Origin of the sequence: Microbacterium sp. NPDC059771 (assembly GCF_042732495.1) — a bacterium.
In the GTDB taxonomy this organism is placed as follows: Bacteria; Actinomycetota; Actinomycetes; order Actinomycetales; family Microbacteriaceae; genus Microbacterium; species Microbacterium sufflavum.
The window spans coordinates 770,047-785,501 of sequence record NZ_JBHWHK010000001.1; the positions used below are offsets into that span (position 1 = coordinate 770,047).

Consider the following 15,455-nt stretch of genomic DNA (forward strand, 5'->3'; position numbering starts at 1 on the left):
CCCGGGTGCTTCCGCGCTTGACACTGTGGGAGCGCTCCCATATGGTTGCAGACCATGGCCGTGGGAGCGCTCCCATGCCATCCCGATGCACCACACCGCACGACCACCCACAAAGGAGTGAACTGTGAACACACGTGCCCGCACCCGGATCCTGGCGCCCGTCGCCCTGGCATCCGTCGCCGCCCTCGCCCTCGCCGGCTGTTCCGGCGGCAACGGCGGCGGTGACGCCGGCAGCGCCGACGAGGAGATCACGCTGACCGTCACCACGTTCGGCACCTTCGGCTACGACGACCTCTACGACGAGTACGAGAAGGCGCACCCGAACGTGAAGATCGAGGCCACCAACATCGACACCGGCGGCAACGCCCGCACCGACGCGTTCACCAAGATCGCCGCCGGCTCCGGCCTCAGCGACATCGTGGCGATCGAGGAGGGCTGGCTCGGCGCGATCATGGACGTGTCCGACACGTTCGTCGACCTGCGCGACTACGGCATCGAGGACCGCAAGGACGACTGGGTGGACTGGAAGTACGGCCAGGCCACCGACGCCGAGGGCCGCGTCATCGGCTACGGCACCGACATCGGCCCGAGCGGCATCTGCTACAACGGTGCCGCGTTCGAGGCCGCTGGTCTGCCCAGCGACCGCGAGTCCGTCGCCGAGCTGCTGAACGGCGACTGGGACAACTACTTCCAGGTGGGCGCCGACTACACGGCCAAGACCGGCAAGGCCTGGTACGACCACTCCGGCTTCGTGTGGAACGCCATGGTCAACCAGCTCGACGAGGGCTACTACACCGCCGACGGCGAGCTGAACGTGGAGGGCAACGACGAGCTGAAGAAGCGCTTCGAGCTGCTGGGCGCCGCGACCGAGGGCGGCCAGTCCGCCGCGCAGACCGCGTGGGATTGGAACGGCGGCAAGTCGTTCGTCGACGGCACCTTCGCGACGTTCGTGTGCCCGGGCTGGATGCTCGGCGTGGTGCAGGGGCAGATCGAGGCCGGCGGCGGCGACGCCTCGACCGGCTGGGACTTCGCCGACGTGTTCCCCGGTGGCGCGGCCAACTGGGGTGGTGCGTTCCTCTCCATCCCGGAGACCTCGCAGCACAAGGAGGCGGCGGCCGAGCTCGCCGACTGGCTCACGCAGCCCGAGCAGCAGGTGAAGCAGTCCGCCGCCGCGGGCAACTTCCCCTCGACCGTGAAGGCGCAGGAGACCCTCGCCGCGGATGCCACCCCCAACGAGTTCTTCAACGACGCGCCGACCGGGGCGATCCTCGCCGAGCGTGCCAAGGGCGTCGTCGCGCAGTTCAAGGGCGCCGACGACTCCGTGATCCAGGAGAACGTGTTCGGTCCGGCGCTCAGCAGCCTCGACCGCGGCGAGACCGACACCCAGGGCGCGTGGGACCAGGCCATCGGCCTGCTGAACGAGCTGGTCGGCTGATCACCCGGGGCGTCCTTCGTCTCGTCGCCGGCGCTCCTCGCTCAGGAACCGGTGCCTCCGGTTCCTGAGCGAGCCGAGCGAGACGAAGGGCGCCCCCACCGAACGAGGACACCCCATGACACTCACGCACGACCGCCCCGACACGGTGCCCGCGTCGTCGCAGCGTCCGCCCGCCGACACCGGTGCGAAGCGGCCCTGGCGGCACCGCCTCTCCCGCTTCGACCAGAACGCGTCGCCGTACTTCTACATCTCGCCGTTCTTCCTGCTGTTCGGACTGGTCGGCCTCTTCCCCCTGCTGTACACGGTGTGGGTGGCCGTGCACGAGTGGGACCTGCTGAAGGGCGAGGGCGACTTCGTCGGGCTCGGCAACTTCGTCGAGATCCTCGGCGACGGCATGTTCTGGAACTCGATCCGCAACACGCTCAGCATCTTCCTGCTCTCCGCGATCCCGCAGCTCGCGGTCGCCCTGCTGATCGCCTACCTGCTGGACCGCGGTCTGCGCGCCCCGACGTTCTGGCGCATGAGCGTGCTCATCCCGTTCGTGGTGACCCCGGTCGCCGTGGCCATCATCTTCTCGAGCATCTTCAACGAGGCGGACGGCCTGGCCAACAACCTGCTGAACCTGATCGGCATCGCGGATCAGCAGTGGAAGCACGACACGGTCCTGTCGCACATCGCGATCGCGGTGATGGTGAACTTCCGGTGGACCGGCTACAACGCCCTCATCCTCCTCGCCGCGATGCAGGCCGTGCCGCGGGACCTGTACGAGTCGGCCGCGCTCGACGGCGCCGGATCTGCGCGGCGCTTCTTCTCCATCACGATCCCGACCATCCGCCCCACCCTCATCTTCGTGATCATCACGGCCACGATCGGCGGCCTGCAGATCTTCGCGGAACCGCGGCTGTTCGACGTCTCCACCGCGGGCGGCATCGGCGGCAGCGACCGGCAGTTCCAGACCACGGTGCTGTTCCTGTGGGAGCTGGCCTTCTTCCGGCGCAACCTGGGCGAGGCCTCCGCGGTCGCGATCCTGCTGTTCCTGCTCATCGTGGGCATCGGCCTGATCAACTTCCTCGTCTCGCGGCGCATCTCCACCGGCGACGCCCCGAAGAACCGCGCGGCCCGCCGTCGCGCCCGCACCAGCAAGGAGGAGGCGCGATGACCGCCACGCAGGCCCTCAGCGTCCCGGAGCGCATCCGACGCCGTCGGGGCGCCGCATCCGGCACCGCCGGCATCGGCAGCCGCCCGGGATTCCTCACCTACGGGCTGCTCGCGGCCTTCGTGCTCGGCAGCGCCTACCCCCTGTGGTGGTCGTTCGTGGTCGCCAGCGGCACCAACGCGACCAGGGGGGAGACGCTGCCGCTGATCCCGGGCGGGAACTTCCTCGCCAACGCGGCCAAGGTGTTCGACGCGATCCCGTTCTGGCTCGCGCTGGGCAACTCGGTCCTGATCTCCTCGATCATCACGCTCTCGGTCGTCACCTTCTCCACCCTCGCCGGCTACGCCTTCGCGAAGCTGCGGTTCCGGGGACGCGACGGGCTGATGGTGTTCGTGATCGCGACCATGGCGATCCCGACGCAGCTCGGCATCATCCCCCTGTTCATGCTGATGCGCGAGCTCGGGTGGACCGGGTCCATCGGCGCGGTGATCGTGCCGACCCTGGTGACCGCGTTCGGGGTGTTCTTCATGCGGCAGTACCTGGTGGACGTGATCCCGGACGAGCTCATCGAGGCGGCCCGCATGGACGGCGCCGGACAGTTCCGCACGTTCCTGACGGTCGGGGTGCCCGCCGCCCGTCCGGCCATGGCGATCCTCGGCCTGTTCACGTTCATGACCGCGTGGACCGACTACCTGTGGCCCCTGATCGTGCTCTCCCCCCAGAACCCCACGCTGCAGACGGCCCTCAGCCAGCTGCAGTCGGGCTACTACATCGACTACTCGATCGTGCTCGCCGGTGCGGTGCTCGCGACCCTCCCGCTCCTCGTGCTCTTCGTGGCGGCGGGGCGGCAGCTGGTCAGTGGCATCATGGCGGGCGCGGTGAAAGGATGACCCCTATGACGCGTGCCTTCCCCTCGGACTTCCTCTTCGGCGCGGCGACGGCGGCCTACCAGATCGAGGGCGCCGCCTTCGAGGACGGGCGCACCGCCTCCATCTGGGATGCGTTCGCGCGCGAGCCCGGCGCGGTGGTCGGCGGCGACAACGGGGATGTGGCGTGCGACCACTACCACCGGTACCGGCAGGACGTCGCGCTCATGAAGGACCTCGGGTTGCAGACGTACCGGTTCTCCACGTCGTGGTCGCGCGTGCGGCCCGACGGCGGGGCCGTGAACCGGGCGGGCGTCGACTTCTACAGCCGCCTGGTCGACGAGCTGCTCGCGGCCGACATCCTGCCCTGGCTCACGCTGTACCACTGGGACCTGCCGCAGGCGCTGCAGGAGAGCGGGGGCTGGACGAACCGCGACGTCGTCGACCGCTTCCTGGAGTACGCGGGCACCGTGCACGACGCGCTGGGCGACCGCGTGAACGTGTGGACGACGCTGAACGAGCCGTGGTGCTCGTCGTTCCTCTCCTATACGGGCGGCGAGCACGCGCCGGGGCACACCAGCATCGCGGAGGGGCTGCTCGCGTCCCACCACCTGCTGCTCGCCCACGGCGCCACGGTGAAGGAGCTGCGCGGGCGCGACTCGTCGCTCAACCTCGGGATCACGCTGAACCACACCGTCGCCGACCCCGCCGACCCGCAGAACCCCGCCGACGTGGATGCCGCCCGGCGCCTGGACGGGCAGTTCAACCGCTGGTTCCTCGACCCGATCTACCGCGGCTCCTACCCGGCGGACGTCGTCGAGGACATCCGCGCGGTCGACCCCGAGGCGGTCGCGCGGTTCGAGGCCGCGGTGCACGACGGCGACCTCGAGACCATCGCGCAGCCCATCGACACGCAGGGCGTGAACTACTACCACGGCGACCTCGTCTCCGGCACGGTGCCCGCGACGACCGCGACCGCCGAGGAGGGCGGCCCGGCGACCTCCCGACCCACGCGCAGCCCGTACCCGTCGAGCGACGGCATCCACGCGGTCGAGCGCGGGCTGCCCCGCACGGCGCAGCACTGGGAGGTGCAGCCGGAGGGGCTCACGCGACTGCTGCAGCGCGTGTGGGCCGAGTACGCCGAGCCCGCCGGGGTCGTGCTGTACGTCACGGAGAACGGCGCCGCCTACGACGACGAGCCCGTGGTGGAGGACGGTGAGACGCGCGTGCACGATGCCGACCGCACCGAGTTCCTGCGCCTGCACCTGGACGCGGTGCTCGATGCGGTCGAGGCGGGCGTGGATGTGCGCGGCTACTTCTACTGGTCGCTGTTCGACAACTTCGAGTGGGCGTGGGGCTACGACAAGAGGTTCGGCATCGTGCGCGTCGACTACGACACCCAGGAGCGCACGCTGAAGGACTCGGCCCACGAGTACCGTCGCATCATCGCGGCCAGGGAGCTGGCGCCCGTCCCCGGTGAGCCGGCCAGGGCCTGATCGGGGCGGGCGGCGCGGCGTCGCCCGGCGATCCGTGGTCTCCGGCGGGGCATCGCGTGGTCGACAATAGGGCCATGGAAGAGAGCGTGCGGTGATGTCGCCCAGGGCGACCATCGAAGAGGTCGCGGCCGCGGCGGGTGTCTCCCGCTCGACCGTGTCGCGGGTCGTGAACGGCTCGACGGCGGTGAGCCCCGAGGCCCTCGCGGCCGTGCGCGCCGCGATCGACGACCTCAACTACGTGCCCAACCGGGCGGCCCGCTCTCTCGCCTCGCGACAGACGCACGCGATCGCGCTGATCGTGCCGGAAGACACGACGCGGTTCTTCGGCGACCCGTTCTTCGCGGCCATCGTCGCCGGGATCACCGGGGCGCTCGGCAGTTCCGACTACCTGCTCAACCTGTTGATCGCGAGCGACGACCCCGGCGACAAGATGACGAGCTTCGTGCGCAACGGGGGTGTCGACGGCGCCCTCATCGTGTCGCACCATGCGAGCGACGGCTTCGTTGACCGGATCGCCGATGCGGTCCCGGTCGTGTTCGGCGGGCGGCCGGTGCGCCGCAGCGCGGGCGACTACGTGGTCGACGTCGACAACGTGGCCGGGGCGCGCGTGGCCACGCAGCGGCTCATCGACATCGGGCGTTCCAGGATCGCCACGATCTCCGGTCCGCTGTCGATGATCTCCTCGACCGACCGCGTGCAGGGCTTCCGGGATGCGCTCGCGGATGCGGGTCTCGCGCCGTGCGCCGAGGAGGAGGGCGACTACAGCGAGGCGAGTGGTGCGGAGGCGGCTCGTCGGCTGCTCGCGTCCGGTCGTCCCGACGCGATCTTCGTGGCGAGCGACCTGATGGCACGCGGAGCGCTCACGGCGCTGCGCGCGGCGGGGGTGCGGGTGCCGGAGGACATCGCCCTGGTCGGCTTCGACGACTCCTCGGTGGCGGTCAGCACCGATCCGGCCCTCACCACGGTGCGCCAGCCGATGTATGCGCAGGGTGAGACCATGGCCCGCGTGCTGCTGTCGCGGCTGGCGGGGGAGGACCCGCCGCAGACGACGATCCTGCCCACGGAGCTGGTGGTGCGCGGCTCGGCCTGACGCGCGCACGGGTGCGGCCCTGACGCCCCCTCATGGCCAGGGATGCACCCGTGCGTCGGGTGGGGGCGAACCCCGCGAACGCATGAACTGAACAGACGTTCAACGTACACGCTACACGGAGCGGCGATATTCTTGTGACCCCGGGAGGTGGTCGCCGCATGGCCCGAACCGACGAGCAGAACCGCCAGGCGCGCGAGCGCGCCCGCGAGAACATCCTGCAGGCGGCGATCGCGGTCTTCAGCGAGCGCGGAGTCGCCGGTGCCAGCATCGCCCAGATCACCTCGCGAGCCGGCGTCGCCCAGGGCCTGGTCAACTACCACTTCGGCGGCAAGGAGCAGCTGGTCGCCGCGGTGATCGACCGCTGGTTCGAGACCGTGCTCGGGCTCGCGCGGGTGGACGGCACCCCCGACGAGATGCTGGCCGCGATCATCGACGGCGCCCTCATGGCCACGGCCTTCGCGATGCCGCTCCAGCGCGCCGTGCTCGCGATGCAGCAGCAGCCCTCCACGCACCGGCTCTTCGCGGAATCGGAGCAGCGTCACGCCGAGGCGGCGACCGCGGCGGAGGACGCTGTGCGCGAGGTGTTCCGCGCGCGCGGAGCCGACGACCCCGCGCTGGAGGAGGTCATGCTCCGCAGCACCCTCGAGGGCGTGTTCGTGAAGTACTGCGTCTTCGGAGACACGTATCCGCTGGAGGAGGCGCGGCGCTGGCTGCACCGGCGCTACGGACTGCCGGAACCGGCGGCCCCGATGCCCCTCGACGTGCCGCCGCGGACCGGCGAGCCCCGGCCCCGGGCCACCTGGGCGCTCCGGCCCGACCCGAACGCCTGACCTCGGCGCCCGGTGCGTCAGTCCAGGTGCATGCGCGCGAACGCGCCGAGCACCACCCGTTCGGACTGCACCAGGTAGCGCTCGAGCTCGGCGGCGCCCGCCTCGGCGCCCCTGCTGAGGAAGGTGTCGAGCACGGCGCGGTTCTTGCGCACGAACGGCTCGTGCAGCGCCCGCGGGTCGTCGATCTTCAGGAAGGCCAGACGCAGCTCGGCCGCGACGTTGCGGTAGGTGCGAGCCAGGCGCGGACTGTCGGCGAGGTCGACCAGCGCCACGTGGAACGCCATGTTCGCGCTGCCGACCGTGCGCCACGCGGCGGCGTCGTCGTGGGAGACGCCGGCCACGGCGGCCTCGGCGGCCGCGACCGCCTCCCTCATGCGCTGCACGGCGGGGTGCTCCGGCTCGGACTGGCGCAGGGCCGTGCACTCGATGATGCGGCGGGCGCGGTAGATGTCGATCACGTCGGCGATCGACGGGGAAGCCACGGAGACCCCACGGTGCGGGACGTGCTCGACCAGGCCCTGCTCCGCGAGCACCCGGAACGCCTCGCGGAGCGTGTTGCGCGACACGTCGAAGCGCTCGGCGAGGGCGGACTCCGACAGGCGGGAGCCGGGGGCGACGTCGCCGTCGATGATGAGCTGACGGAGCACGTCGGCGAGCGGGCCCTGCTGGTTCATGCCTTCATCGTAGGTGCGGGGCGGGCGGCGGGCCGGGATCGGGTCTCGGCGGGAATCACACGACGGCAATCGCGCTGTAGCACGACGGAAACATGATTGTTGAACAATCGGTGTCTGTCCGTTCTACACTGGGTATCGATCCGACACCCACCAACGACGATGGGACCCCCCTATGTCCGAGCAGTCCACCGCCGCCCTCTCCCCGGAGGACGAGGCCCGCGCCGCCCACGCGAAGAAGCGCGCGGGACGCAGTGCCGTCATCGGCGCCATCTTCCTCATGGCCACGAGCGCCATCGGGCCCGGCTTCATCACGCAGACCGCCACCTTCACGGCGCAGATGGGGGCCGCGTTCGCGTTCGCGATCCTGGTGTCGATCCTGGTCGACATCGCGGTGCAGCTGAACATCTGGCGCATGATCACCTCCTCGGGCAAGCGCGCCGGCGAGCTCGCCAACAGCGCCATCCCGTTCTCCGGGCACGTCATCGCCGTGCTCGTGGTGATCGGCGGCCTCGCGTTCAACATCGGCAACATCGCCGGGGGTGGCCTCGGTCTCAACGCCCTGCTCGGCATCGACCCGAAGATCGGCGGCGCACTCACCGCGGCGCTCGCGATCATCATCTTCCTGGTGAAGAAGGCCGGCAAGGTGATGGACGTCGTGCTCATCGTCCTCGGCATCGGCATGATCGTGATGACCGTGGTCGTCGCCCTGATCGCCCAGCCGCCCATCGGCGACGCGCTGCGGCAGACGTTCGTGCCCGACCAGCTCAACTTCGCCACCATCACCACCATCGTCGGCGGCACCGTCGGCGGCTACATCACCTACTCCGGTGCGCACCGCTACCTCGACTCCGGCCACGTCGGCCCGCAGTACGCGAAGCCCGTCATGCGCGCCGCGGCCAACGGCATCCTCGTCACCGGCATCATGCGGTACGTGCTGTTCCTCGCCATCCTCGGGGTCGTCGCCTCCGGTGTGGCACTCGACCTCTCGTCGCAGGCCGCGAACCCGGCCGGGCAGGCGTTCGGCGCCGTGCTGGGCGACGCGGGTCTGCGCATCTTCGGCGCGATCTTCTGGGCCGCCGCGATCAGCTCCGTGATCGGCGCGGCTTACACCTCGGCCACGTTCCTGTCGACGTTCACCGCGAAGCTGCACGGCGGCTGGCCCCTGCAGCTCGCGACCGTCGCCTTCATCGTCGTCTCGCTCGGGGTCTACCTCGCGATCGGCACGGCCCCCGCGGCGATCCTCGTGTTCGTCGGCGGCTTCAACGGCCTGATCCTGCCGATCGGCCTCACGGTGTTCATGTACATCGGCTGGTTCCGGCGCGACCTGCTCGGCGACCGGAAGTACCCGATGTGGCTGCTGATCGCGGGTACCGTCGTGACCGCCCTCACCTGGTACATGGGTGCCGTCTCGATCGGCCCCATCTTCGCCTTCCTCGGAATCGGAGCGTGACGACATGGCGACCATCGACCTGAACTCGGACCTCGGCGAGAACGTCCCCGACCGGATCGTCAGCGACGACGCCAGCATGCTGCGCATCGTCACGAGCGCGAACGTGTCGTGCGGTTTCCACGCCGGCAGCCCCGAGGGCATCCGCGAGACGCTCGCCGCGGCCGTCGCCGGAGGCGTCGTGATCGGCGCGCACCCCGGCTACCGCGACTACGAGAACTTCGGGCGCACGAAGGTCGACATCGACTCCGCGACGCTCCAGGCGCACGTCGAGTACCAGCTCGGCGCACTCCTGGGGCTCGCGGCCGCGGTGGGCGGTCGGGTCTCGTACGTCAAACCCCACGGCGCGCTCTACAACACGATCGCCCGCGACGAGCGGCAGTCGAAAGACGTGGTGGCGGCGATCCGTGGGGTCGACCCCTCGCTCGTGCTGCTCGGGCTCGCGGGAGGCGTGGTGCTCGACGTCGCACAGCGGGCGGGGCTCTCGGTGGCCGCTGAGGCCTTCGCCGACCGCGCCTACCAGCCGGACGGACAGCTCGTGTCGCGCACCGAGGAGGGCGCTGTGCTGCACGACCCGACCGCGGTCGCCGAGCGCATGGTGCGCCTCGCCGCCGACGGCGTGATCCGGGCGATCGACGGCACCGAAGTCGCGGTGTCCGCCCAGTCCATCTGCGTGCACGGCGACAGCCCCGGCTCGGTCGCGATGGCCGCCGAGACGAAGCGCCTGCTGCAGGCCGAGGGCATCACGATCGCCCCGTTCGCCGGAGTCTGACATGTCCGTGCTCGCCACCACCGACCAGCTCACCGCTGCGCGCGCCGCCCGCGCCGCGCACCGGGCGGGACACTCCGCGCCCACCAGCGGCGTCGCGCCGGGACTGACGCAGGCGAACCTCATCGCCGTGCCTGCCGACTGGGCGTTCGAGACGCTGCTGTACGCGCAGCGCAACCCGAAGCCCTGCCCCGTGCTCGAGGTGATCGAGCAGGGCCAGGTGGAGTCACGGCTGGCGCCGGGCAGCGACATCCGCACCGACATCGGCCGTTACCGCATCTGGCGCGACGGCGAGCTCGCGGAGGAGGTGACCGACGCGACGGCCGCGTGGGCCGAGCAGCCCGACCTCGTCGCGTTCCTCATCGGCTGCAGCTTCACGTTCGAGACCGGTCTCGTCGAGGCGGGCATCCCCATCCGTCACCAGGAGCTCGGGCGCAACGTGCCGATGTACCGCACGGCCGTGGACTGCGCGCCGGCCGGACGGCTGCGCGGCGAGATGGTCGTGTCGATGCGCCCGATCCCCGCGGACCGCGTGGCCGACGCCGTGCAGATCTCCGCCCGCACGCCGGCCGTGCACGGCGCACCCGTGCACATCGGCGACCCGGCCTCGCTGGGCATCACCGACCTGTCGACCCCGGACTTCGGCGACGCCCCCGAGCTGCGCGACGGCGAGATCCCCGTGTTCTGGGCCTGCGGCGTGACCCCGCAGGCGGCGATCATGGCGTCGAAGCCGCCGTTCGCCGTGACGCACGCCCCCGGGTACATGTTCGTGACCGACGTGCCGGATGCGGAGTACCGGGTCTGATGCGCATCCTCACGGCCTCCGACGGCGCGCTCCTGGTCGAGGCGGACGACCTCGAACAGGCCATGCGGCTCAACCTCGCGTGGGACGGCGTGCCCGGCGTGGTCGAGCGCATCCCCGGCGCGCGCACGGTGCTGGTGCGCTACGACCCGCTGCGCACCACGGCCGCCGCGCTCGCCGGGGTGCTCGCCGCGACCGAGGTCGACGCCGCCGAGCTCCCCGATGCGGGCGAGGCCGAGGTGCCGGTGCGCTACGACGGGGAAGACCTCGACGAGACGGCGACGCTGCTCGGGGTGTCGGCGGAAGAGCTCGTCGCGCGTCACCTCGCGGCCGACTGGCGGGTCGCGTTCTCGGGCTTCGCGCCCGGCTTCGGCTATGCGGTGAGCGACGACGCGCTGTTCGACGTGCCGCGCCGCTCGTCGCCGCGCACGCGCGTGCCCGCGGGCTCGGTCGCGCTCGCCGGAGCCTTCAGCGGCGTGTACCCCCGCGAGAGCCCCGGCGGTTGGCAGCTGATCGGCCGCACCGACCTGGCCATGTGGGACATCGACCGCGACCCTCCCGCACTGTTCGCACCCGGGCGGCGGGTGCGGTTCGTGCGGGCCGAGCGGGCCGCGGTCGTCGCGTCGGCCGAGAGCGCCGGCGGCGCGGATCCGCGCGGCGGAGAAGCCTCCGCGACCCAGGGGGCGCGCGCTCCCGGAGCCCCCGCGGTGGAGGTCGTGCGCTCGTCGCTGCAGCTGCTCGTGCAGGACGAGGGTCGCGCGGGCTATGCCGCCCTGGGCGTCTCGGCCTCCGGCATCGCGGACCGGGTGGCCCTGCGCGACGCCAACCGCGCGGTCGGCAACCCCTCCGCCGCTGCCGTCCTGGAGTGCGTGGGCGGTGCGGTGCTGCGGTTCCACGGAGCCGGGGTGGCCGCGGTGGCCGGAGCGACCGGGGTCCTCACCCTCACGGACGCCGCCGGCGTGCTGCGCGACATCGCCCCCGGGGCACCGTTCGCCACGGTCGACGGCGACGAGCTCACCCTCGGTCACCCCGAGCGCGGGCTGCGCTTCGTGATCGCCGTGCGCGGGGGGATCGACGTCGCCCCGGCGCTCGACAGCCGCGCCAGCGACACCCTCGCCGGGCTCGGCCCGCAGCCCCTCGCGGCGGGCGATGTCGTGCCGATCGGCACGGCCCCGGTGACCTCGGTGGATCCGGTCGTCCTGCCGCGCGACCTTCCCGCCCCGGGCGACACCGTGGCGCTCGAGATCACGCTCGGCCCGCGCGACGACTGGTTCACCGCGGCCGGGGTCGCCGCGCTCACCGGTCAGGAGTGGACGGTGACGCCGCGCTCCGACCGCGTCGGCATCCGGCTGCACGGCGAGGTGCCGCTGGAGCGCGCCGTGGGCGGGGAGCTGCCCAGCGAGGGCGCGGTGACCGGCGCGATCCAGGTGCCGCCGGACGGTCAGCCCGTGCTGTTCCTCCCCGATCATCCGCTCACGGGCGGCTACCCCATCATCGGCGCACTCACCGACCGCAGCCTCGACCTCGCCGCGCAGCTCCCGCCGGGGGTGCACGTGCGCTTCATCGTGAAGGAGACCCCATGACCCGTGTGCTCATCGCCAACCGCGGCGAGATCGCGGTGCGCGTGATCCGCGCCTGCGCCGAGGCCGGATACACGTCGGTCGCCGTGTACGCCGATCAGGATGCGGATGCGCTGCACGTGCGGCTCGCCGACGAGGCCGTCGGCCTGGGCGGTGACACGGCGGCGAGCACCTACCTGTCGGTCGAGGCGCTGATCGACGCCGCGCGCCGCAGCGGGGCCGACGCGGTGCACCCCGGCTACGGCTTCCTCTCCGAGAGCGCGGCGTTCGCGCGGGCGGTCGAGGGCGCGGGGCTGGTGTGGATCGGCCCGTCGCCGGAGAGCATCGACGCCCTCGGCGACAAGATGACCGCGCGGCGCATCGCCCAGCGGGTCGGCGCACCCCTCGCGGCCGGCACCGACGAGCCGCTCTCCGGCCCGGAGGAGGCCGTGGCCTTCGCCGAGGAGCACGGGCTGCCGATCGCCATCAAGGCCGCGTTCGGCGGGGGAGGCCGCGGCCTCAAGGTCGTGCGGGAGCTGTCCGAGGTGGCGGCGGCGTTCGAGGCGGCGACGCGGGAGGCCGTGGCCGCGTTCGGACGCGGCGAGTGCTTCGTGGAGCGGTTCCTGGAGCGCCCCCGGCACATCGAGGTGCAGGTGCTGGGCGACGGCCGCGGCGGCGTGGTCGTGGTGGGCGACCGCGACTGCTCGATGCAGCGGCGCAACCAGAAGCTGATCGAGGAGGCACCGGCGCCCGCACTCGCTCCGGAGCAGCGGTCGGCGATCCACGAGGCGGCGCGGGCGATCTGCGCCGAGGTGCAGTACCGCGGGGCGGGCACCGTGGAGTTCCTGCTCGCGGCCGACGGCACGATCTCGTTCCTCGAGGTCAACACGCGCCTCCAGGTCGAGCATCCGGTGACGGAGGAGGTCACGGGCACCGACCTCGTGCGCGAGCAGTTCCGCATCGCGTTCGGCGAGGGGCCGTCGTTCACCGAGACCCCGCGGCCGTCGGGTCACGCGTTCGAGTTCCGCATCAACGCGGAAGACCCCGGTCGCGGGTTCCTTCCCAGCCCGGGGCGGGTCGAGGCGCTGCGCATCCCCGGCGGCCCCGGCGTGCGATGGGACAGCGGCATCGAGGCGGGCGACGTGGTGCAGCCCGCGTTCGACTCCCTGATCGCCAAGCTCATCGTGCACGCGGACACCCGGGAGGCCGCCCTCGTGCGAGCACGCCGGGCGCTGCGCGAGCTCGCCGTCGACGGCCCGGCGACCGTGATCCCGTTCGACCTCCGCGCGATCGACGACCCCGCGTTCGCGACCGACACCTTCGGGGTGCACACGCAGTGGATAGAGACGGTGCTGCTGCCCGCGCTCGACGCGCAGCCGCGACCGGCGGTCGCACCGGTGTCCGGGCTGCAGCGGTTCCCCGTGGAGGTCGATGGCCGCCGGGTCGTGCTCGGGCTGCCCGCGGAGCTGCTGGCGGGGATCGGCCGTCCGGCGACGGAGGCGGCACCGGAGCCTGCGGCGGACGCGGCCGAGCTCCGGACTCCCGCGCCGGGCACGCTCGTGCGGTGGCTGCTCGACGACGGTGCGGAGGTCGCGGCGGGCGACCCGGTGGCCGTGCTCGACGCGATGAAGATGGAGACGACGGTCACCGCGCACCGCCCCGGCACTCTCACCCGCCGCGCGGAGACCGGCGCGACCGTCGCGCCCGACGCCGTCCTCGCCACGATCGCCTGACCCCCGTCCTCCCGTCCCCCGCCCTCCCGTCCCCCGTCCTCCCGCCCCCGCCCGCCCCGCCCCCGCCCGACCGGCGCGTGGGAGTGCGAAAACGCACCTCCGACGTGCGTGGGAGGTGCGTTTTCGATCCCGACAGCTGACGGGACGGGACCCCGGGCGTTACGCGGGGTCGCCGCCCAGGGGGCCGACGGGCTCGAGGGGCTTCGGGTCGTCGGCGCCGGTCTTGCGGGCGCGGGCGATCAGGTTGCCCAGGTGGTAGATGAGCAGCGCCGCGACGGTGCCGAGGACGATGCCGCCGAACGCGAAGTCGCCGAGCTGCATCGAGAACCCGGCGATGCCGATCACGAGCGACACCGCTGCCGTGTACTGGTTGACCGGGCGCGAGAAGTCCACGCGGCTGTCGACCCAGATCTTGATGCCGATGATGCCGATCAGGCCGTACAGGGCCGTGGTCGCACCGCCCAGCACGCCGGCGGGGATCGAGTTGAACACCTCGCCGACCTTGGGGGAGAACGCGAGCAGGATCGCGAACAGGCCCGCCACCCAGTAGACGGCGGTCGAGTACACGCGGGTCGCGGCCATCACGCCGATGTTCTCGCCGTAGGTCGTGGTGCCCGAGCCGCCGAAGCCGCCCGCGATCGTGGTCGCGACGCCGTCGGCGATCAGTGCGCGGCCGGTGTGCTTGTTGATCGACGGGTCCTCGGTCATGGTCGCGACGCCGCGCACGTGGCCGACGTTCTCGGCGATGAGCACGAGCACGACCGGCAGGAACATCGCGATGGTCGACCACGTGCCCGGCTCGACGAAGTCGGGGAGCTGGAAGTGCGGCAGGCCGACCCAGGGTGCCTCGGCGATGAGCTCGGCCGGTGTCTTGCCGCCGCGGAGGGCGTTGGGCACGTCGAACGAGCCGGTGAACGCGGCCCAGATGAAGCCGACCGCGACGCCGAGGAAGATCGAGATGCGGCCGAGGAAGCCGCGGAACAGCACCGCGAACAGGATGATCGCGACGAGGGTGATGGTCGCGGTCACCGGGTCGAGCTGGAAGTTGCTCCACGCGGTGGGGGCGAGGTTGAAGCCGATCAGGGCGACGATGGCCCCTGCGACCACCGGGGGCATGAGCGCGTCGACCCATCGCAGCCCGGCGAACTGCACGACGAGCCCGACGACGGCGAGGAGCACGCCGACCGCGACGACGCCCGCGAGCGCCGAGCCGGTGCCACCCGCGGCGACGGCGGCCGTGATCGGGGCGATGAACGCGAACGAGGAGCCGAGGTAGCTGGGCAGCTGGTTCTTCGTGATGAGCAGGAAGATGAGGGTGCCGAGGCCGCTGAACAGCAGGGTCGTCGAGACCGGGAAGCCCGTCAGCGTCGGCACGAGGAAGGTGGCGCCGAACATCGCGACGACGTGCTGGAGTCCGATCGCGACGGTGGCGGACCAGCTCAGGCGCTCGTCGGGACGGACGACCGCGCCGGCCTCGACCGTGCGTCCGTTTCCGTGCAGCTTCCACAGGGCCATGCGGGCTCCTCAGGGTTCGGGGGTGGCGGGAGTGCTGAAGAAACACTACCGATTCCTGAGTGTTGCCTGAGCGCCGATCGGCC

Annotated in this window: 13 protein-coding genes; 11 read left to right on the forward strand and 2 right to left on the reverse strand. The window is 71.8% G+C overall.

Going from position 1 to position 15,455, the window contains the following annotated elements:
- Window positions 1-124: 124 nt before the first annotated feature.
- The 6 genes from ACFV3I_RS03705 to ACFV3I_RS03730 all read left to right on the forward strand — a co-directional run bounded on the left by ACFV3I_RS03705 (window position 125) and on the right by ACFV3I_RS03730 (window position 6,873).
- Window positions 125-1,435, forward strand: a complete 1,311-nt coding sequence (locus tag ACFV3I_RS03705) for an ABC transporter substrate-binding protein (protein WP_378822387.1) — start codon at window positions 125-127, stop codon at window positions 1,433-1,435.
- A 115-nt stretch (window positions 1,436-1,550) separates the two neighbouring features.
- Window positions 1,551-2,594, forward strand: coding sequence for a carbohydrate ABC transporter permease (locus tag ACFV3I_RS03710; RefSeq protein WP_136036124.1), 1,044 nt, complete (start codon window positions 1,551-1,553; stop codon window positions 2,592-2,594).
- Window positions 2,591-3,481 (forward strand): carbohydrate ABC transporter permease, encoded by an 891-nt coding sequence (locus ACFV3I_RS03715; protein ID WP_136032796.1) that lies wholly within the window; start codon window positions 2,591-2,593, stop codon window positions 3,479-3,481. The genes ACFV3I_RS03710 and ACFV3I_RS03715 overlap by 4 nt, the downstream gene beginning before the upstream one ends.
- 5 nt (window positions 3,482-3,486) lie before the next feature.
- Window positions 3,487-4,953 carry a GH1 family beta-glucosidase gene (locus ACFV3I_RS03720; protein WP_378822388.1) on the forward strand — a complete coding sequence of 489 codons (1,467 nt, stop codon included), beginning with the start codon at window positions 3,487-3,489 and terminating at the stop codon, window positions 4,951-4,953.
- Between the two features lie 91 nt (window positions 4,954-5,044).
- Window positions 5,045-6,043: a LacI family DNA-binding transcriptional regulator gene (locus ACFV3I_RS03725; protein WP_275090546.1), complete on the forward strand. Its 999-nt coding sequence runs from the start codon at window positions 5,045-5,047 to the stop codon at window positions 6,041-6,043.
- A gap of 158 nt (window positions 6,044-6,201) precedes the next feature.
- Window positions 6,202-6,873 (forward strand): TetR/AcrR family transcriptional regulator, encoded by a 672-nt coding sequence (locus tag ACFV3I_RS03730; protein ID WP_136032801.1) that lies wholly within the window; start codon window positions 6,202-6,204, stop codon window positions 6,871-6,873.
- Window positions 6,874-6,890: 17 nt separating this feature from the next.
- Here ACFV3I_RS03730 and ACFV3I_RS03735 read toward each other — a convergent pair whose 3' ends face one another.
- Complete coding sequence (locus ACFV3I_RS03735) at window positions 6,891-7,547, reverse strand: GntR family transcriptional regulator (RefSeq protein WP_136036122.1); 657 nt, start codon at window positions 7,545-7,547, stop codon at window positions 6,891-6,893.
- A gap of 172 nt (window positions 7,548-7,719) precedes the next feature.
- Between ACFV3I_RS03735 and ACFV3I_RS03740 the strand changes: the two genes are divergently transcribed.
- The 5 genes from ACFV3I_RS03740 to ACFV3I_RS03760 are packed head-to-tail and all read left to right on the forward strand — an operon-like array spanning window position 7,720 to window position 13,857.
- Window positions 7,720-8,997, forward strand: coding sequence for an NRAMP family divalent metal transporter (locus ACFV3I_RS03740; RefSeq protein WP_136036121.1), 1,278 nt, complete (start codon window positions 7,720-7,722; stop codon window positions 8,995-8,997).
- A 4-nt stretch (window positions 8,998-9,001) separates the two neighbouring features.
- Entirely contained in the window at window positions 9,002-9,766 is a 765-nt protein-coding gene (locus ACFV3I_RS03745; RefSeq protein ID WP_378822389.1) for a LamB/YcsF family protein, read from the forward strand.
- Between the two features lies 1 nt (window position 9,767).
- Complete coding sequence (locus ACFV3I_RS03750; protein WP_136036120.1) at window positions 9,768-10,568, forward strand: putative hydro-lyase; 801 nt, start codon at window positions 9,768-9,770, stop codon at window positions 10,566-10,568.
- Window positions 10,568-12,148 (forward strand): carboxyltransferase domain-containing protein, encoded by a 1,581-nt coding sequence (locus ACFV3I_RS03755; protein WP_378822390.1) that lies wholly within the window; start codon window positions 10,568-10,570, stop codon window positions 12,146-12,148. The genes ACFV3I_RS03750 and ACFV3I_RS03755 overlap by 1 nt, the downstream gene beginning before the upstream one ends.
- The gene (locus tag ACFV3I_RS03760) at window positions 12,145-13,857 is read left to right on the forward strand and encodes an acetyl/propionyl/methylcrotonyl-CoA carboxylase subunit alpha (RefSeq protein ID WP_378822391.1); all 1,713 of its coding nucleotides are present in this window, start codon (window positions 12,145-12,147) and stop codon (window positions 13,855-13,857) included. Before ACFV3I_RS03755 ends, ACFV3I_RS03760 begins: the two co-directional genes overlap by 4 nt.
- 159 nt (window positions 13,858-14,016) lie before the next feature.
- Here ACFV3I_RS03760 and ACFV3I_RS03765 read toward each other — a convergent pair whose 3' ends face one another.
- Complete coding sequence (locus ACFV3I_RS03765; RefSeq protein ID WP_136032815.1) at window positions 14,017-15,372, reverse strand: uracil-xanthine permease family protein; 1,356 nt, start codon at window positions 15,370-15,372, stop codon at window positions 14,017-14,019.
- Between the last annotated feature and the right edge of the window lie 83 nt (window positions 15,373-15,455).